Raw genomic sequence first — 17,926 nt, forward strand, 5'->3', positions numbered from 1 at the left:
TTCCGACACCACCCGTTCCGACACCCTGCACGAAAGGACCGACGTGTCCGACGGAACCATCATCGAGCTGTCCAGCGGGACCAGCCCAAGCTGCCCGTACTATCTCGGCGAGTCCATCGGCGACCGGCTGCCCGAGTACCTCGGCCGGCACGCCTTCGACGAGTTCTACCTGGTCACCAGCCAGCCGCTGTACGAGCTGTTCGGCCGGGACCTCGCCAACCGGCTCGGCCGGGCCGGCGTCGCCGTCAACCTGATCACCGTGGCCGAGGGCGAGGGCGTCAAGGGCTGGCCCGAGCTCACCGACCTCTGCGAACGGCTGGTGGCCGCCGGGGCCACCAAGGACTCGATCGTCGGCGCGCTCGGCGGCGGCATGATCAGCAACCTGGCCGGACTGGCCGCCGCCATGGTCTACCGGGGCCTGCGCTTCGTCGAGATCCCGACCACCATGCTGAACCTCACCGACGGCACCCTCAGCAACAAGCAGGCGATCAACGGCGCCCTCGGCAAGAACCAGTTCGGCGTCTACCACGCGCCGCTGTTCATCTGGGCCGACGTGGCGATGCTGCGCAGCGAGCCGGAGCGCCAGCACCGCAGCGCGCTGGTGGAGGCGCTGAAGAACGGCCTGGTCAACGACGCCGCGTGGGTCGACCGGATGGAGGGCCTGCTGGCCGGCGGTGTGGCGGGCATCCGGGACGACCTGCTCGGGGTCTGCCACGAGGTGGTCCGCAGCAAGCTGGGCATCCTGGCGCAGGACCCGGGCGAGCGCGGCGCCGGCATCATCCTGGAGTACGGCCACACCGTGGGGCACGCCGTGGAGTTCCTCTCCGGGGGCGCGCTGCTGCACGGCGAGGCGGTCGGCATCGGGATGTGCGCCGCGGCCCGGCTGGGCATCCGGCTCGGGATCACCGCCCCGGAGGTGCTGGCGCGCCAGGAGCACCTGCTGGGCACCCTGATCGGCAGTCCGACCACGGTGCCCCGGGAGTTCACCCCGGAGCGGATCGTCGAGGTCATCCTCAGCGACAACAAGCGCCGGGCGGGCAGCGCGGTGCGGTTCGTGCTGGTGCCCGAGGTCGGCCGGGTGCACATCGTCGACGGCGACCACGAGACGCCGGTGCCCGAGCCGCTGCTGAAGAGCGTCCTCGCCGAGGCCTGACCGCCCCGTACGCGCCAGGCACCGCGCGCACACCCCCGACCGCCGGCCCAGCAGGGCCGGACGGCCCGTTCGGCCTCCCGAAGGAGTCATCCATGAACGACGCGCATTCGCCGGAGATCGCCGAGACGGTCTACCGGCTCGACGGCCCGCTGCGCTGGGCGCTCGGCGAGGTGCAGGACCTGCTGCGCTCCGTCGGCGCCGCGCCCGGCCAGCAGGTGGTCGACGTCGGCGCGGGCACCGGCTACGCGGCCGTGCCCGCCGCCCGGCTGGTCGGGCCGGAGGGTTCGGTGCACTGCGTCGACGGCAGCCCGGAGCTGCTGGAGGTGCTCGCCGGCCGGGCCGCCCGCGAGGGCGTGGCCGACCGGGTGACCCGCACCGTGAGCCCGGTGGTCCCGCTGCCCGTCGCCGACGCCGCCGCCGACCTGGTGATCTCCACCTACGTCCTGCACGAGCTGGCCGACGACGCGCCCGCCGCGATCGCCGAGATGTACCGGGTGCTGCGCCCCGGCGGGCGGGTGGCGCTGGCGGACTACCGCAAGACCGCCGACAAGGAGCGCAACCGGGAGATCGAGGCCTGGTACGCCCGCCAGCCCGACGGCGCCGGTCCCGAGGAGGTGCACCTGCGCTTCACCCTCAACGAGCTGGAGGAGATGCTGCGCGCCGCCGGCTTCCAGCGGATCGAGCTGCGCACCTGGCACGACTTCCACGTGCACGCCACCGCGGAGAAGTGACCGGCCCACCCGGGCACCGGAGCCCCGGCGCGGCACGCGCCGACGCGGTCGCGCACCAGCACCCGGCGACCGGCCGGCCAGGACCCGCCGGTCACCGTCGTCACCACCGTCACCAGCCAGAAGGAGAACTGTCGTGGTCAAGCTTGCCTACAACGCCAACGGCCTGCGGACGATCTCGGTGGAGCGGGCGATCGAGGCGGTCGCCGACGCCGGCTACGAGGGGATCGAACTCTCGCTCCACCCGGCCCACCTGGACCCGTTCGCCTTCGGCCCCGCCGAGGCCGCGCCGATCCGCAAGGCCCTGGAGCGCACCGGCCTGACGGCCTGCTGCCTGGCCGCGGGCGCCGACAACCTGCTCGGCGAGGAGCGCTTCGAGCCCTCGCTGATCCACCCCACCGCCGAGGGCCGGGCCCGCCGCGTCGACCTCGTCCTGCGGTCGGTCCGGATCGCCGACGAACTCGGCATCCCCTACGTCAACTTCGCCACCGGCAAGCGCAAGCCCGAGGTGACCGAGGAGCAGGCCCGGCAGTGGCTGGACGAGGGCGTCCGGCAGGTGCTGGACGGCCCGGGCACCGCGGTGCTGGCGATGGAGCCCGAGCCGGAGTTCTTCCTGGAGAGCAACGACGGGGTCGCCCGGCTGGCCGACGCGCTGGCCTCGGACCGCTTCGCGCTCGCCCAGGACCTCGGCCACTGCCGCGTGGTGGAGGAGGACTACCTCGCCTCGGTGGAGCGGAACCTGCCCTACACGAAGATCATCCAGGTCGAGGACATCAAGGGCCGGGTGCACCACCACGAGATCCCCGGGGACGGCGACATCGACTTCGCCGGCTTCTTCTCGGTGCTGGGGCGCGGCGGCTACGACGGCTACGTCAGCGTGGAGCTGTACAACCACGCCGACCGCTACGAGCACGCGCTGCGCCGCAGCCGCGAGGTGCTGACCGCCGCGATCGCCGCCGCCGCGCAGGGCTGAGCCCGTCGTGCCCGCCGACCGCCCCGGCCCGCCGCCGCCCCCGCCGCCGCTCGCCCCCCGGGCCCTGCACGGGACCGGACTGACGCCGCTGTTCGACCACCACATCCACACCGACCTGCGCAACGCGGACGACTACGAGCTGATGGCCGTCAGCGGGGTGCTCACCGCGCTCGCCCCGTGCTCCGCCTCGCTGGAGGCCCGGGACTCCGGCAGCGCCTTCGCCGCCCGCTTCGAGCGGCTCGCCGGAGCCGAGACCGCCCGGGCCGCCGCGTACGGGATCGACCTGCACGTGGCGCTCGCGGTGCACGCGGCCGACATGGCGGGGCTGCGCGGCGCGCTGGCCGGGATCGAGGTGCTGGAGCGGTACCTGGACCACCCGAGGGTCCGGGCGCTGGGCGAGGTGTCGCTGCGCGGCGGCGGCCCGGACGAGGTCGAGGTGCTGGAGCGGCAGCTGAAGCTGGCGTCGGCGCGCGCGCTGCCGGTGCTGGTCGAGTCGCCGCCCGCGCTGCCGGCCTTCCGGGAGATGCTGGCGCCGCTGGCGGGCGCGGTGGAACGGGCCGGCATCGACCCGGCCACGATCGCCCTGCTCGACCTGGACGAGCAGCGGATCGACCTGCTGGCCGAGCACCCGGCGCTGCGCGGGCTCGGCGGGTACGGGATCGCCGTCGCCCCGCGCCAGGACGCGCTGTTCCAGGTCCGCGAGAAGCAGTCGCACCGCGAGGTGCTCGGCCTGCTGGACCGGTTCGGCCCGGAGCGGCTGATGCTCAACACCGGCCTGCACTTCGGCTCGGCCGACCCGCTGGGTCTGGCCAGGACGGTGCACCGGCTCCGACTCCATGGTGTCCCCGAGCAGATCGTGAGGGCTCTCGCTCATGGCAACGCTGCCCAGTTCTTCGCCGTCCCCCACCGGGTCCCCGCCGCCGGGTGAGCCGGCCGGCGCCCGCCCGCACGGGCTGCCCGACCGGGGCGTCCCCGTCGAGCGGGTGCTGGCCGAGCTGGCCGGGCTCTGCGCGGACGACCACGACTACCGGGACGGCACCGTCTTCAACTCGATCTGCTCGACGCCGCTGCCGGTGGCCGAGCAGGTGTTCGCCGCCCACCAGCAGTCCAACATGGGCGACAACCGGATCTTCCCCTCGCTGCCCCGCGCCGAGGCCGAGGTGACGGCCATGCTGGCCGACCTGATGGACGGCCCCGGAGCCGCCGGGGTGGCCACCTCGGGCGGCACCGAGGCCAACCTGCTGGCGGTGCTCGCCGCGCTCCGGCACCACCGGGCCCGCTTCGGGGCCGGTGCGCCGGCCCGGGTCCTGATGGGCGACAGCGCGCACTTCTCCTTCGACAAGATCGCCGCGCTGCTGGCGGTCGAGGTCGTCCGCGTCCCCTCCGACGAGCGGCTGCGGGTCGACACCGGGCGGCTGCTGCCGCTGGTGACCCCGGAGACCGCGCTGGTGGTGGCCACCGCCGGCAGCTCCGAGTCCGGCGCCGTGGACGACGTACCGGCGATCGCCGCGCACGCCTCGGCGCTCGGCGTGCCGGTGCACGTGGACGCCGCCACCGGCGGGTTCCTGGCGCCGTTCGCCCGCGAGCTGGGCGACGACCTGCCGGCGATCGGCTTCGGCGTCGACGGCGTCAGCTCCATCACCCTGGACCCGCACAAGTACGGCGGCGCGCCGATCCCCGCGGGCCACGTGCTCTTCCGCGACCCCGGGGCGCCGGACGCGCTGCGCACCTCCTCGCACTACCGGGGCACCCTCGACCACCACGCCCTGCTCGGCACCCGGCCCGGCGGCGCCCTGCTGGCCACCTGGGCGGCGCTGCGCGCCGAGGGCCGCAGCGGCTACCGGGCCTCGGTCGCCGGGCTCTGGGAGCGCCGGGCGCTGCTGGTGCGGCTGCTCACCGAGGCCGGTTTCGAGGTCGCCCCGCGGCCCGAGCTCACCGTGGTGACGGTCCGCCACCCGAGCCCGGAGAAGCTGGTCGACGCCCTGGAGGAGCGCGGCCTGATCGCCTCGGTGGCCCGCCGGCTGGGCCTGCTGCGGCTGGTCGTGCACTGGCACCAGAGCGAGCGGCAACTGCGCGGCCTGGTCACCGCGCTGGCCGAGGTCGACGGGGGCCGGCCGTGAAGATCCTCTTCGTGTCGATCAACAAGCTGAAGTCCTTCCGGCCGGTCCTGCCGATCGGCATGGTCACCATCGCCACCCAGGCGCGGGCGGCCGGGTACCAGGTCGAGACGCTGGACCTGATGTGGGAGGAGGAGGACGAGCCGGTCGTCCGGGCCGCGGTCCGCGCCTTCAAGCCCGACGTGGTGGGGATCTCGATCCGCAACGTCGACTCGCAGAGCATGCTGGAGCCGGTCGTCTACACCCCGCTCGCCCGCGAGGTGGCCGACTGGTCGCGCGACGAACTGCCCGGCGTCACCGTGCTGCTGGGCGGTCCGGGGTTCTCCACCGTCCCCGAGGACCTGATGGACTTCGTCCGGGCCGACTACGGGATCACCGGTTTCGCCGAGGAGTCCGTCCAGCCGCTGCTGGACCACCTGGCCCGGGGCGAGGAACCGCTGGACGTGCCCGGGGTGATCCGCCCGCGCGAGGGCGGCGGCTACCACCGGCGCGACGCCGTCTTCCGGATCGACTACCGCAAGGCGGCCCGCCCCGACCCGGCCCTGTACGACCAGCGCTACTTCAGCTACTCGTACGAGACCCACGACCGCAGCCTCAAGGTGCCGGCGACCATCCAGACCAAGAAGGGCTGCGTGCTGGAGTGCGTCTTCTGCAGCAACTTCCTGGTGGACGGCACCGGCGTGAAGTTCGACGAGGTCTCCCGGGTGGCCGACGAGGTGGAGCGGCTTCGCGACGAGGGCCTGGAGGTCCTGGAGATCGTCGACGGGGTCTTCAACCTACCGCTCAACTACTCGCTGGAGGTGCTGCGGGAGTTCGTCCGCCGGGGCATCGAGATGCCGTGGTCCTGCATGGTCAACCCGGGCAACGTGACCTCCGAACTGGTCGACCTGATGGTCCGCACCGGCTGCTACTACGTCGAGTTCGGCACCGACTCGGCGTGTGACCGGATCCTGCGCGGGCTGAAGAAGAACTTCCGCCAGCGCCAGATCATCGAGTCGCACCGCAAGTTCGTCGAGGCCGGCATCCGGGTCGAGCACTGCCTGTTCATCGGCAGCCCCGGCGACGACCGGGACTCGGTCCGCGAGACCTTCGACGTGATGGAGCAGCTCGTCCCGCCCGCCACGCCCGACGTGCACGCCTTCTGGACGCTCGGCCTGCGGGTCTGCCGGGGCACCGCCCTGCACACCACCGCCGTCGCCGAAGGCATGATCACCGGAACGGAGCGATTCATCGTGCCCAAGTACTACTGCTCCCGCGCGGTCATCGAGGACGCCGCCGTCCTCGACGAGATCCAGGCGCGGGTGCTCGCCAACGACAACTGGTACCTGTGGTGGGGGCTCAACTCGATCAGCCTGCGCGAGCGCATCACCATGGCCCGCGCGGAGAGCGAGCGGATCGAGGCCGAGCTGAACGACCACCTGCCGCCGCTCCCGGCGGCCGGGGACGGTGCCCGGTGAGCGCCGGGGCGGACCTGCGGCTGACCGGCCCCGGCCGGCTCACCGTCGACGAGGCGAAGCCGCCGACCGCGCCGCTCGGCCCGGACGAGGTCCTGGTCGAGGTCGACCGGGTCACCCTGTGCGGCAGCGACCAGGCGCTGTACGACGGCGCCTACGGCGGCCCGAGCAGCTACCCGCTGCGCTTCGGCCACGAGTGGTCCGGCCTGGTGGTCGACACCGGGAGCAACGGCCGCGCGCTGCTGGGCCAGTGGGTCACCGGCGACTGCTCGCGCTGGTGCGGGGACTGCCCGCGCTGCGGCACCGACCGCAACGTCTGCACCCGGATCGAGAAGTTCGGCCTCACCGTCGACGGCTTCTCGACCCGGCTGCGGACCGTGGACCGCCGCTACCTCTACCCCGACACGCACGGCCTGGGCCCCGGCCTGCTGGCGCTCTCCGAGTTCTTCGCCGTCGCCGCCCAGGGCCTGCGGCGGATCGACCCGCGCCCCGACGAGCGGATCCTGGTGATCGGCGCCGGCGCCCTCGGCCTGGCGAGCTACCTGCTGCTCACCGGGGCGTACGGGGCGGGCGGGGTGGAGCTGCTGGAGGCGGACCCGGTGAAGGCCGCCGCCGTCACCGCGCTGCTGCCGAGCGCCCGGGTCCGCACCGCCGCGCCCGAGCCCGACGCCGCCGCGCGGTCCGCCGGCGGGTACGCCGCCCTGACCGCCGCCGCCCGGTACGACCTGACCGTGGACTGCTCCAGCGGCGCCGACGGCCTCGCCACCGCGCTGGCCTGCGCCGTCCCCCGCGGCCGGGTGCTCTGCTTCGGGCTGCGCCGCAGCGCCGCGCTCCGCACCGACCTGCTGGTGGCCAACGCACTGACCCTGGTCGGCTCGATCGGCGGCACCGGCGGCTTCCACCGCGCCCAGGAGTTCCTGGCCGGCCACCGCGAGGAGGCCGGGCTGCTGGTCACCCACCGCCTGCCGGCCGAACGGGCGGCGGAGGCCTTCACGCTCGACCCCCGCACCCGGATCAAGACCCAGCTGATGTTTGGAGAGGATGCCCGGTGACCACCGCCGACCGCCCCCCGCACCTGCGCTATCCGGAGATCCGGGAGGCCGCGCTGGCCGACCTGGCCGCGTTCGAGAAGCTCAGCCCCGACCAGGTGCCCGACCACCAGTTCGCGCTGCTGCGCCGCCAGCTGGACCACGCCTTCGCCAACTCGCCGTTCTACCGGGAGCGCTGGGCCGGGCGGTACGGCGCTCTGCGGCCCACCAGTGCCGAGGAGCTGCGGACCCTGCCCTTCACCACCAAGGCCGAGCTGCGCGGCGCCTACCCGTTCGGCCTGCTGGCCGTCGGCCGGGAGGAGCTGATCCGCTACGGCGAGTCCACCGGCACCACCGGCAGCCCCACCTCCTCGATGATCACCTACGAGGACTGGATCCGCGGCAACGTCGCGGTCGAGCAGTCCGTCGGCCACGTGCTCGGCCCCGGCGACCTCGTCTTCATCGCCATCCCCTACGAACTCGCCTTCGCCTCCTACGACCTGGACCGGGCGCTGGAGCAGAACGGCGCGGCCGTGGTGCCGGTCGGCACGCTCAGCCTGGTCTGCCCGTTCGAGCGGATGGTCGAGATGATGTGGACCGTCCGCCCGACCGCCCTGGTCTGCACGCCCAGCCGGGCGCTGCGCCTCTACGACATGCTGAAGGACACCGGGCGCGACCCGGGCGAGATCGGGCTGAAGACCTTCCTCTACGTCGGCGAGACCTGCTCCCCCGCCAAGCTGGAGAAGATCGCCGCGCTCTGGGGCGTCCGGCTCTCCAACGCCTACGGCTCGACCGAGACCAACTCGCTCGGCCTGGTCTGCGAGCGGGGCAGCCTGCACCTCACCGAGGACCGGCACCTGTTCGAGGTGATCGACCCGGAGACCACCGCACCCGTCCCCGACGGCACCGCCGGCGAACTGGTCATCACCGCCCTGGCCGGCCGGGCCATGCCACTGCTGCGCTACCGCAGCGGGGACTTCGTCACCGTCTCCGCCGAGCCCTGCGCCTGCGGCAGCCCGCGCCGGGTGCTCTCGCACCACGGCCGGGTCAGCGAGCAGCTGACCGTCGGCGGGCAGCGGATCAACAAGCTGGCGCTGGAGCAGACCGTGCTCGCCACCGAGGGCGCCGGCCTCTACTGGGCGGCCGGCGTCTCCGGGGACCACCTGGAGATCCGGGTCGAGGCCGAGGTCGAGGACCCGGCGGCGCTCTGCGCGGCCGTCGCCGAGCGGGTCACCGCGGAGTTCGCGGTGCCCGCCTCGGTCGCCCCGATCGACCGCGCCCAGGTGCGGCGGGCGATGGACCGGATGCTCAAGCCCGGCAGCCTCACCATCGAGGACCTGGAGGCGGTCTCATGACCCTCGGCCTGCGCCCGGGCAACCCCGCCGAACCCCGGCACAACGACCCCGGCACGATCGCCGTGGTCGGCCTCGGCCGGCTCGGCTCGGTGCTGGCCGACCGGCTGGCCGAGCGCTTCCCGGTGCTGCTCAACGACAGCGACCCCGCGGTCGCCCGGCGGGTCGCCGCCGAGCTGTCGCTGCCCGACATGGACCAGCGCGAGATCCTCTCCGCCGCCGACACCGTGCTGCTCTGCGTCCCGCCGCAGGAGACCGCGGCCGCGCTGCGCCGGCTCGCCGCGCTGACCGAACAGGTCGGCCGCCGGGCGCTGTTCGTCAACATGGCGACCAGCGTGCCCACCGAGGACCTGCCGGACCTCGGCGTGGAGGTGGTCGGCCTCAAGCCGGTCTGCCAGTTCACCGCCGTGGCCCTCGGCCTCAAGACCGTCCTGGTCACCTCCGCACCGCGCCGGATCGGCCTGCTGCGGACCCTCGCCGCCGACCTCGGCGAGGTGGTGCTCGGACCGGAGGCGTGCGTCGGACCGGCCAACCGCGCGGCCACCAAGGCCGCCCTGCGCGCCTGCGCCGAACTGGCCGCCGAACTGACCGGCCGCGGTCTGCCCACCGACATCGTGCGGGCGGCGATCCGCAACGTCTTCGTCGGGACGGCGCTGGACTACCCGCCCTCGGACGCCAACCCCTACACCCGCTCGGTGCTGGAGGAGATCGCCGCCGAGGCCGCCGAGGCCGCCGGCGCCGCGCCGCCCGCCGCCGACCGGGCACCGGCCGGGCCGCGGGCCGCCGTCCGGCCACCGACCGTCCTGCCACCGACCGTCCTGCCGCCCACCGACCTCGTCCCGCCGGACGCGCTCGGCTGGGCCGCCTGGGCCGAGCGCCCCGTCACCCCGGGAGGACCCGCATGACCACCACCCCGCCGGACGTCCCGCACGGCGGCGCGCACTGCGAGACCGCGTCGATGCGCAAGCAGCTGGCCGCGCACGACCTGCCGATCAGCGAGGCGATGCTGTTCGGCGTGGCCGGCGGCATCAACTTCATGCACATGCCCGCCCCGCCCGGCGGACGCGGCTTCACCGGCGGCCGCAACGGCCCGTTCCCCGAGTTCACCCGGCGGATGGCGGCCGGCGTCGGCCTCGACCTGGAGGTCGCCGTCACCGACGACCCCGAGCGCGCCTGGGGCGACCTGCTGGCCGAACTCGACCTCGGCCGCCCGGCGGTGGTCTACGCGGACCTCTTCCACCTGCCGTACTTCCAGGCCACCCGGCACTTCGGCGGCCACGCGATCGTCGTCGTCGGCCACGACCGGGACGACGACACCGTCACCGTCTCGGACCGCCCGGCCCGCGCGCAGACCCTGACCACGGCCGAACTCGCCACCGCCCGGGCCTCCGGCCACCAGCCCTTCCCGCCCCGGCACGCCCTGCTGCGCGCCGACTGGAAGGCCGCCCGGTACCCCACCGAGGACGACATCCGCCAGGGCATCCGCTGGTCCTGCCGCGCGATGCTGCACCCGCCCGTGCCCAGCTTCGGGCTGCGCGGCCTCGACTCCTACGGCGCCGGTCTGCGGCACCTGCTGCTCAGCGACACCCCCGCCGCCGCCGTGGTGGACGAACTCGCCGGCGCCTACGTCGACTTCGAACTGGCCGGCACCGGAGGGAACGCCTTCCGCAACCTGTTCCGGACCTTCCTGACCGAAGCCGCCGAGCTCACCGGGGACCACCGGCTGGCCGACGCCGCCCTGCTCTGCGCCGACAGCGCCGGGCGCTGGGAGCGGGTCATCGCCCTGCTGCTGCCCGACTGGACGCCTGCGTTCACCGAACTCGGCGCCGCCTACCGGGCTCGGGAGGCCGAGCTGCTGGACGGCGGCGCCGCCGCCCTCGCCCGGGCCGCCCTGCTCGGCGAGCGGCTGCCCGACCTGCGGGCCGCCGCGGCCGCCGGGCTCGCCCCGGTCCGCGAGCGCCTCGCCGGGGAGCTGCGGGCCGCCCTGGCCGCCGTCGCCGAGACCGAGCGGGAGCTGTTCGCCCTGCTGAGGGAGGTGTGAGCGGGGTGACCACCGGCCTGCTGCCGGCCGTCCGGACGCCGACCCGCCACCGGCTCTCCGACGAGGCCGACCGCCTGGCGTACGACCGGTACGTGGCCGCCCGCAACCAGTACAAGGAAGAGTTCCTCGACCTGCTGGAGAGCGCGTGCACGGACGGCCCGGTGCTGGAGGTCGGCCCCGGCTACGGCGGGTTCGCCGCCCTGCTGCTGGCCCGCCGCCCGGTCGACCTGCGGGTGCTCTGCACCGACCCGGGCGCCGTCGCCCCGCTGCGCGAGCGGCTCGGCGCGGCGGTGCCGGTCGACCACTGGCCGGCCGGCAGCCCGCTGCCGGCCCCCCTCGCCGGGCGCCACCCGCTGGTCTACAGCGTGCACGCGCTCGGGGAGTGCACCGACCCCACCGCCCTGCTCCGCGGGGCGGCGCGGGCCCTGGCCCCCGGCGGCCGGCTGCTGGTCAACGACCTGCGCCGGGACCCGGACCCGTTCATCCTCGAATACACCCTGCGCGAGATGGCCGCCGACGACTCGCCCGACGGCCAGTACCGCTTGCGCACCTACCTGGACTCCCTGCGCGGCGCCTGGACCGGCGCCGAACTGCGTCAACTGCTCGACGCCGCGGGGATGGCCGACTGGGCGGTCGGCCCGGACGGCCCGATGGCACTCACCGTCGAGCACCACCGCGCCACCTGACGACCGGAGAGGCACATGACCCAAGAAGCGATCACCCGGAACTTCCTCGACACCCCCAGCTTCTGGCGCGACTACCCGGAGCGGGACATCGAGTTCGTCCGCTGGTACCCGTGCGACGTCAAGCCGCTGTCGGCGGACCAGATCTACGCCACCCGGGAGAAGTTCCCGAAGACCACGTCGTTCTACGTGCACATCCCGTTCTGCAACCAGGTCTGCACCAGCTGCCCGTACAACAAGTTCTCCACCCGCAACACCCTCACCCAGCGCTACATCCAGGCGCTCAAGCGGGAGATCGACCTCTACTCGCAGCTGCCGCACGTCCGGGACACCGTCTTCACCTCCGGCTACTTCGGCGGCGGCACGCCCACCACGCTGCGCGCCGAGGAGCTCGACGACCTGCTGGGCTACATGAAGCAGCGGCTCAACTTCAGCCCGGACTGCTCGGTCACCATCGAGTCCACCCCCGTCGACGTCGACCAGCAGAAGCTGGACGTGCTGCTCAAGCACGGCGTCAACCGGATGAGCCTGGGCGTCCAGACCTTCCACGACCCGCTGCTGCGCTACCTCGGCCGGGCCCGGGCGCACACCGGCGAGTCCGCCACCCGCACCATCGAGCTGATCGACCGCAGCGGCCTGGAGAACCTCTGCATCGACTACATGATCGGCATCCCCGGCCAGACCCCCGAGCTGTGGGCGCAGGACATCCGCACCCTGATGGACCTCCCGGTGACGTCCTTCTCGGTCTACAACTACGCGGTCATGCCCGGCTCGGAGGTGTTCTTCGCGCTGCAGAGCGGCGCCACGCCGCCCTGCCCGAGCACCCGCGAGGCCGACGAGATGTACCAGTACCTGCACACCACGCTGATGGACGCGGGCTACCTGGCGCTCACCTACAACGACTTCATCGAGCCGATGCGGCCCGAGTGGGAGGCGGCCGGGGTCAAGACGTACCCGGTGGTGAAGGACGGCAGCAAGCCGTACCGCGGCCTGGAGACGGACACCTTCTACCTGACCGACCACCTGTCCCAGATCTGGGGCCGGTGCGGGGACATGGTGGCCATCGGCTCGGGCGCCTACGGGTACCTGAACAACCACATGTACCTCAACGAACCGGACATCGAGTCGTACATCAGCCGGTGCAACGAGGGCCGGCTGCCGGTGGTGATGGGCGCCTACACCGACGAGCACGAGCAGCGCTGCCGCAGCCTCGTCCTGGGGCTGAAGCTGCTGCGGGTCAAGCGCTCGGTCTACCGCGAGCGGCACGGCGTCGACCCGTACGAGTACTTCAAGGACAAGATCGACGACCTGGTGGCCAAGGGGCTGCTGGAGGTCGACGCCGACGCGATCCAGGTCACCTACCCGAAGGGCTGGTACTACATCGACAACATCTCCAAGAGCTTCTACTCGGACGCCAACTACCGGCTCCCGCAGCCGACCTCGGCGAGCACCGAGATCCTCAAGTGGCAGATCGACCGCACCGACGGCCGGAAGGGGCTCCCCCTTGTCCAGTTCTGAGACCACCGCGCGCCGCTCCCGCCGGGGGCGGATCTTCGACCTCGCCGAGCGGGCCCCGCAGGGCGACCCGTTCGAGACCGCCGAGGAGTGCCGCGCCTACGACCGCAGCGTGCGCACCTCGATGATCATCCCGATGCAGCACATGATGAAGCTGATCGGGCCGGACTGCGGTCCGGACAAGGACGTCCTGGAGATCGGCTGCGCCAGCGGGCTGCTGTCGCTGCGCCTGGCCGCCCAGCACCGCGACTCCACCTTCACCGGGCTGGACAGCAACGACGCCTTCCTGGAGGTCGCCCGGGAGAACACCATCTTCGCCAACCTGGTCTCCTACGGCGGCGACTTCGCCTGCGACTGGGCCCGGTACAGCCGGCTGCCGTACCCGGACGACAGCTTCGACGTGGTGTTCAGCTTCTGCGCGATCAACCGGTGGGACAAGCCCGCCCGGATCCTGCCCGAGCTGGCCCGGGTCTGCCGCCCCGGCGGCGCCGTCCTGCTGTACGACCTGGCCCGGGACGCCGACGAGGGCATGGTCTCGTTCGTGCTGCAGTACGCCGGCGGTGACGCCAACGCGTTCATGACCTCGCTGCGGGCCTCGTACTCCACCGAGGAGATGCGCGAGCTGCTCGACCAGGTCGGCCTGAACGACTGGAGCGTCACCAAGGAAGGCATCAACCTGGTGGTCTCCTCCCGCGCCAGGGACACCGGGTACACGGTCGGCGAGCCCGGCATCTACGAGCGGATCTTCGACTGACGGTCCCCGTCCCCAGGTCCGGGTGGGGTGCCCGCCGCCGCGGCGGGCACCCCACCCGGACCACCCCCGGACCACCCCGCCCGCGCCACCGCCCGTCCCCGGAAGGAGCACGACCATGCCCACCGCCGATCTTCGCCGGTACCGGGTCGGCGTCGTCCAGCTGTCCGTCGCCACCAACCGCCGTGCGGAGAACCTGGCGCGGGCCGAGAAGCTGGTGCGCGCCGCGGCCGACGACGACTGCCGGCTCGTCGTCCTGCCCGAGGTGTTCGCCACCGCGCTCAACCTGCCGAAGAGCCACGAGATCGCCGAGCCGGTGCCCGGGCCGCTCACCGAGTGGCTGGCCGGCCTGGCCCGCGAACTCGGCGTCTGGATCGCCGCCGGCGTGCTGGAGCGCGCCGGGGACGACGTGCACAGCACCGCCGTCCTGCTGGACGACACCGGGGAGCTCGTCGGCACCGCGCGGCGCACCATGGTCTACGACCTGGAGGCGCACTTCATCACGGGCCGCACCGGCGCCCGCGTCTTCCCGACCCCGCTCGGCCGGATCGGCTTCGCGCTCGGCTACGACGTGCAGTTCCCGGAGGTGCTGCGCGGCCTGTTCGCCGACTCGGCGGAGATCATCGTGGCCCCCTCCGTCCTGCTGCGGCCGTTCGCCGAGCCGGTGCGGCAGATGCTGCTCGCCCGGGCCGCCGAGAACTGCGCCTACGTGCTGTTCGCCAGCGCGACCGGCGAGAACACCCTCGCCGGGCTCACCTACATGGGCCGCAGCGCGATCCTGCGCAGCCCGCTGGCGATCGGCGCCTACTCGCGGGACTTCCGCAAGCAGCAGCCGGTGCTCGCCGAGGCCGACCGCGAGGAGGTGCTGCTGACCGCCGACCTGGACCTGCACGAGCTGCGCCGGATGCGCGAGGCGGCGCCGTTCGCCGCCGACTTCCGCCGCTCGCCGCTCGGCCTGGCGCTGACCGCCGCCACCCACCCGGACGGGCCGCTGCCCGACTGGGCCGCCGCGGCCCTCGCCCCGCACACCGCACCGCATGCCGCTTCGGACACCCCGGACGCCCCGACCCCGGAAGCCCCCGGCGCCCCGGCGGCCCCGGACACCTCGGCGGCCCCGGACACCTCGTTCGCCTCGGATGGAGCCTGACCAGATGACCGTCGAACGCTCGCTCGCCACCAGCCGGCCCCGGGTCGCGCTGATCCAGTCCTTCTGGGACCCGGACCCGGAAGTCAACCTGGCCCGTACCCTCGCCCTGCTGGACACCGTCCAGGACGTCGAACTGATCATCCTGCCGGAGTTCTTCCTCGGCCCGCCCTTCTACTTCCCCGGCCGCGCCCACCTCAAGGGCGTGATCGACCAGCCGGTACCGGGCCCGCTCTTCGACCAGCTCGCCGAGGTGGCCCGCACCAAGGGCTGCTACCTGCTCTGCGGCACCGTCGTGGAGCGGGAGGGCGACCGGTACTACAACACCTCCGTCCTGCTGGACGACCAGGGCCGGATCGCCGCCAAGGCCCGCAAGACCCACCGGTTCGCCGCCGAGATGGTCACCGTCTCGCCCAGCGACGAACTGGTCATCGTGGACACGCCGTTCGGCCGCCTGGGGATCTGCGTCTGCTCCGACTTCTGGATCCCCGAGGTGCCGCGGACGCTGGCGATGCGCGGCGCCGAGATCATCGCGGTGCCGGGGGCGGCGCTGCGCGGCAACATCCAGATCACCCGGCCGTGCATCCAGGCCAACTCCTCCTTCAACGTCTGCTACACCCTGCTGGCCAGCGCGGTCGGCGAGGTGACCGGCGAGCGCGCCGGACGGACCGTCACCATCTCGGTGGCCGGCCACAGCACCGTCGCCTCGCCCGAGCACCTGGTCGGCTCGCTGGACGAGGAGGAGGGCGTGCTGATCGCCGAGCTCGACCTGGACCGGGTGCGCGAACTGCGGGAGGTCGACCTGTCCTTCCGCAAGAGCCTCTACTTCTGCCTGCACGGCCGTCGGCCCGAGCTGTACCAGGACCTGCTGAAGCCGTACGCCGGCCACCAGGACCTGGAGACCCTCATCACGGACTACCTCACCGCCCGACGGAGCTGATTCGCCATGGCACCCAGCCTGCTGTACCCCGCCGCCGACCACCTGCCCACCGGTGCCGACCGCGAGCCCGCCCTGAAGGAGGTCCTCGACTGGGCCGACCGGGCGGCCGCCACCAACACCGCCGACGCACTGCTCGCCTTCTTCGGCCAGCCGCTGGACCCGCGCACCCTGCGGCTGACCGGCCTGCACCACGTCGCCGTCTACCTGGGCGACTACCGCACCGAGGAGGAGTACGAGGCCTGGCTGGAGACCGTCCGGTCCCACCCGGGACTCGGCCGGGTGTCCGCCGGCCCCTCGCACATCGCGCCCCGGGTGCACGGCACCCCCGGGCACTGGATCAACCTGACCACCGAACGCGGCACCGAGGTCGAGTTCTTCACCTGCCGCGCCTACGGGGCCTGGGCCGACGAGCCGCCGGAGCGCAAGCGGGCGCTGATGTCCCACCTCGGACTCAGCGTCGACACCCCGGACCACGTCCGCCGGGTGCTGGACTACCTGGCCGGCTTCGACAGCGTCGAGGTGCTGGCCTACGCCCCCGAGGACGAACTCGGCCACACCTACGGACACCTGCTGCGCACCGACACCGACCGGGTGCTGGAGCTGGTGCACGCCGGACGGAGCCAGGCATGAGCGAGCGGAGCGAGGTCATCATCCAGTGCCGCGCGTTCCGCGAAGCGGCCACCGAGCGAAGCGAGGCGGGCGCATGAGCGGGTTCCCGGTACCGGCCCGGCTGCCGGAGAACGTGCCCGGGCGGTTCTACGTCAACGCGGAGTGCACCGACTGCGACACCTGCCGCTGCATCGCCCCGGACTCCTTCGTCCGCAACGACAAGGCCGGCTACACCTTCGTCGCCCGCCAGCCGGCCGACGAGGACGAGGAGGAGCTGGTGTACGAGGCGATGGACTGCTGCCCGGCCGACGCCATCTGCGAGGACGAGTGAGCGCCCGTCCGCCGGGGCCGAGGATCCTCGGCCTCGGCGGCTCGCTGCGCCCCGGCTCGACCAGCCAGCTGCTGCTGCGCCGCGCCCTCGCCGTCCTGGACGCCGACGGCTGCCGGACCTCCCTGCTGGACCTGCGCGAGCTGGACCTGCCGTTCTGCAACGGCGACAAGCAGGACCCGTGGCCGAGCCGCCCGGACGTCAAGCTGCTGCGCGAGGAGTTCCGCGCCGCCGACGGCGTCATCCTGGCCGGGCCGGAGTACCACGGGACCATCGGCGGGGCCCTGAAGAACGCCCTGGACCTGCTGGACTTCGAACACGTCGAGGGGAAGGTCTTCGGGGCGATCTGCGCGCTCGGCGGGCGCAACAACTCCAACGCGCTCAACCACCTGCGCCTGGTGGCCCGCTGGTACCGGGCCTGGATGGTGCCCGAGCAGGTCGCCGTACCGCAGGCCCGCGGCGCGCTGCCGGGCGGCGAGCCGGCCGATCCCGAGCTCGGGGCGCGGGTGGACGAGCTGGCCCGCAGCGTGGCCCGGGCGGCGGCGCTGCTGCGGCCCGGGGCGGCCGGTCCGGCCGTCGTCGGGTCGGTCCGGCCGGGACCGGCCGTCCCGGAAGAAGTTCCGAACGTGTCCAGGACAGTCAAACGCGGGAGCTGACCCGTTGGTAGCGTCACCCCTGTGAATAAGACGCACACATTGGGTGCGCATTTCCAGGGGGCCGGAGAATGGTTCCCGGTGCACCCCAGACCACTTCTCGTGATCAGTCTCCGCCATCCGTCCAACGGAACTCCGCGGGAGGCGACCTGGCTTCGCCTCACCGCCTTTCTGTTCAATCGCGGGATTTCCGACGACCGCACCGTCGGTATCGAAGTCCTGTACGACGATCCGGAGTCCACGGCGCCCGACCGGCGGCGTTTCGACGCCTGCCTGTCGGTGCCCCGGGACCGGGTCGCCGGGCTGTCCCTGCTCGATCCCCGCCGGGACAGCCTGGGCATCCGCGTGCTGCCCGTCCTGAGCGAACGGCTGATGCTCTGGCGGGGGGGGGGGGGGGGCCCCCCCCCCCCCCCCCGCACCCCCCCCCCCCCAACCCCCCCCCCCCCACCACCACCGG

General features: G+C 73.3%; 18 protein-coding genes. All 18 read left to right on the forward strand.

Annotated elements, in window-relative coordinates; all coding sequences use genetic code 11:
• Positions 1-43 precede the first annotated feature (43 nt).
• The 18 genes from ABT263_RS18370 (at position 44) to ABT263_RS18455 (ending at position 17,472) form a co-directional block, all read left to right on the forward strand.
• Positions 44-1,153, forward strand: a complete 1,110-nt coding sequence (locus ABT263_RS18370; protein ID WP_352291413.1) for a 2-deoxy-scyllo-inosose synthase — start codon at positions 44-46, stop codon at positions 1,151-1,153.
• A gap of 92 nt (positions 1,154-1,245) precedes the next feature.
• Positions 1,246-1,884: a class I SAM-dependent methyltransferase gene (locus ABT263_RS18375; RefSeq protein WP_329486341.1), complete on the forward strand. Its 639-nt coding sequence runs from the start codon at positions 1,246-1,248 to the stop codon at positions 1,882-1,884.
• A 133-nt stretch (positions 1,885-2,017) separates the two neighbouring features.
• Complete coding sequence (locus ABT263_RS18380; protein ID WP_352291414.1) at positions 2,018-2,854, forward strand: sugar phosphate isomerase/epimerase family protein; 837 nt, start codon at positions 2,018-2,020, stop codon at positions 2,852-2,854.
• 7 nt (positions 2,855-2,861) lie between these two features.
• Positions 2,862-3,782 (forward strand): TatD family hydrolase, encoded by a 921-nt coding sequence (locus tag ABT263_RS18385; RefSeq protein WP_329486343.1) that lies wholly within the window; start codon positions 2,862-2,864, stop codon positions 3,780-3,782.
• Positions 3,727-4,974: a tyrosine decarboxylase MfnA gene (mfnA, locus tag ABT263_RS18390; protein ID WP_352291415.1), complete on the forward strand. Its 1,248-nt coding sequence runs from the start codon at positions 3,727-3,729 to the stop codon at positions 4,972-4,974. The genes ABT263_RS18385 and mfnA overlap by 56 nt, the downstream gene beginning before the upstream one ends.
• Positions 4,971-6,428, forward strand: a complete 1,458-nt coding sequence (locus ABT263_RS18395; RefSeq protein WP_352291416.1) for a B12-binding domain-containing radical SAM protein — start codon at positions 4,971-4,973, stop codon at positions 6,426-6,428. The genes mfnA and ABT263_RS18395 overlap by 4 nt, the downstream gene beginning before the upstream one ends.
• Complete coding sequence (locus ABT263_RS18400) at positions 6,425-7,477, forward strand: zinc-dependent alcohol dehydrogenase (protein WP_329486346.1); 1,053 nt, start codon at positions 6,425-6,427, stop codon at positions 7,475-7,477. The genes ABT263_RS18395 and ABT263_RS18400 overlap by 4 nt, the downstream gene beginning before the upstream one ends.
• Positions 7,474-8,808, forward strand: a complete 1,335-nt coding sequence (locus ABT263_RS18405) for a phenylacetate--CoA ligase family protein (protein ID WP_352291417.1) — start codon at positions 7,474-7,476, stop codon at positions 8,806-8,808. Before ABT263_RS18400 ends, ABT263_RS18405 begins: the two co-directional genes overlap by 4 nt.
• Entirely contained in the window at positions 8,805-9,710 is a 906-nt protein-coding gene (locus ABT263_RS18410; protein WP_352291418.1) for an NAD(P)-binding domain-containing protein, read from the forward strand. Before ABT263_RS18405 ends, ABT263_RS18410 begins: the two co-directional genes overlap by 4 nt.
• Positions 9,707-10,846, forward strand: coding sequence for a BtrH N-terminal domain-containing protein (locus ABT263_RS18415; RefSeq protein WP_352291419.1), 1,140 nt, complete (start codon positions 9,707-9,709; stop codon positions 10,844-10,846). The genes ABT263_RS18410 and ABT263_RS18415 overlap by 4 nt, the downstream gene beginning before the upstream one ends.
• Before the next feature lie 5 nt (positions 10,847-10,851).
• A complete protein-coding gene (locus ABT263_RS18420) occupies positions 10,852-11,532 on the forward strand; it encodes a class I SAM-dependent methyltransferase (RefSeq protein WP_352291420.1) in 681 nt (226 codons plus the stop codon).
• Positions 11,533-11,547: 15 nt separating this feature from the next.
• Positions 11,548-13,047 (forward strand): coproporphyrinogen-III oxidase family protein, encoded by a 1,500-nt coding sequence (locus ABT263_RS18425; RefSeq protein ID WP_352291421.1) that lies wholly within the window; start codon positions 11,548-11,550, stop codon positions 13,045-13,047.
• Positions 13,034-13,798 (forward strand): class I SAM-dependent methyltransferase, encoded by a 765-nt coding sequence (locus ABT263_RS18430; protein WP_329486352.1) that lies wholly within the window; start codon positions 13,034-13,036, stop codon positions 13,796-13,798. The genes ABT263_RS18425 and ABT263_RS18430 overlap by 14 nt, the downstream gene beginning before the upstream one ends.
• 115 nt (positions 13,799-13,913) lie before the next feature.
• Positions 13,914-14,942, forward strand: a complete 1,029-nt coding sequence (locus tag ABT263_RS18435; RefSeq protein ID WP_352291422.1) for a carbon-nitrogen hydrolase family protein — start codon at positions 13,914-13,916, stop codon at positions 14,940-14,942.
• A 4-nt stretch (positions 14,943-14,946) separates the two neighbouring features.
• Positions 14,947-15,879 (forward strand): carbon-nitrogen hydrolase family protein, encoded by a 933-nt coding sequence (locus ABT263_RS18440; RefSeq protein ID WP_352291423.1) that lies wholly within the window; start codon positions 14,947-14,949, stop codon positions 15,877-15,879.
• A gap of 6 nt (positions 15,880-15,885) precedes the next feature.
• On the forward strand, positions 15,886-16,509 hold the full coding sequence (locus tag ABT263_RS18445) for a hypothetical protein (RefSeq protein ID WP_329486356.1): 624 nt from the start codon (positions 15,886-15,888) through the stop codon (positions 16,507-16,509).
• A 73-nt stretch (positions 16,510-16,582) separates the two neighbouring features.
• Positions 16,583-16,819 (forward strand): ferredoxin, encoded by a 237-nt coding sequence (locus tag ABT263_RS18450; protein WP_329486357.1) that lies wholly within the window; start codon positions 16,583-16,585, stop codon positions 16,817-16,819.
• The gene (locus tag ABT263_RS18455) at positions 16,816-17,472 is read left to right on the forward strand and encodes an NADPH-dependent FMN reductase (protein ID WP_352291424.1); all 657 of its coding nucleotides are present in this window, start codon (positions 16,816-16,818) and stop codon (positions 17,470-17,472) included. The genes ABT263_RS18450 and ABT263_RS18455 overlap by 4 nt, the downstream gene beginning before the upstream one ends.
• Positions 17,473-17,926 lie beyond the last annotated feature (454 nt).

This window comes from Kitasatospora sp. NPDC001603 (assembly GCF_040298365.1).
Lineage (GTDB): Bacteria > Actinomycetota > Actinomycetes > Streptomycetales > Streptomycetaceae > Kitasatospora.

Excerpts from the sequence above, each read along its gene's own strand:
- ABT263_RS18375 (WP_329486341.1), top strand. The coding sequence starts at position 1,246 with ATGAACGACGCGCATTCGCCGGAGATCGCCGAGACGGTCTACCGGCTC.
- mfnA (WP_352291415.1), top strand. The coding sequence starts at position 3,727 with ATGGCAACGCTGCCCAGTTCTTCGCCGTCCCCCACCGGGTCCCCGCCG.
- ABT263_RS18410 (WP_352291418.1), top strand. The coding sequence starts at position 8,805 with ATGACCCTCGGCCTGCGCCCGGGCAACCCCGCCGAACCCCGGCACAAC.
- ABT263_RS18415 (WP_352291419.1), top strand. The coding sequence starts at position 9,707 with ATGACCACCACCCCGCCGGACGTCCCGCACGGCGGCGCGCACTGCGAG.
- ABT263_RS18425 (WP_352291421.1), top strand. The coding sequence starts at position 11,548 with ATGACCCAAGAAGCGATCACCCGGAACTTCCTCGACACCCCCAGCTTC.
- ABT263_RS18435 (WP_352291422.1), top strand. The coding sequence starts at position 13,914 with ATGCCCACCGCCGATCTTCGCCGGTACCGGGTCGGCGTCGTCCAGCTG.
- ABT263_RS18440 (WP_352291423.1), top strand. The coding sequence starts at position 14,947 with ATGACCGTCGAACGCTCGCTCGCCACCAGCCGGCCCCGGGTCGCGCTG.
- ABT263_RS18445 (WP_329486356.1), top strand. The coding sequence starts at position 15,886 with ATGGCACCCAGCCTGCTGTACCCCGCCGCCGACCACCTGCCCACCGGT.
- ABT263_RS18450 (WP_329486357.1), top strand. The coding sequence starts at position 16,583 with ATGAGCGGGTTCCCGGTACCGGCCCGGCTGCCGGAGAACGTGCCCGGG.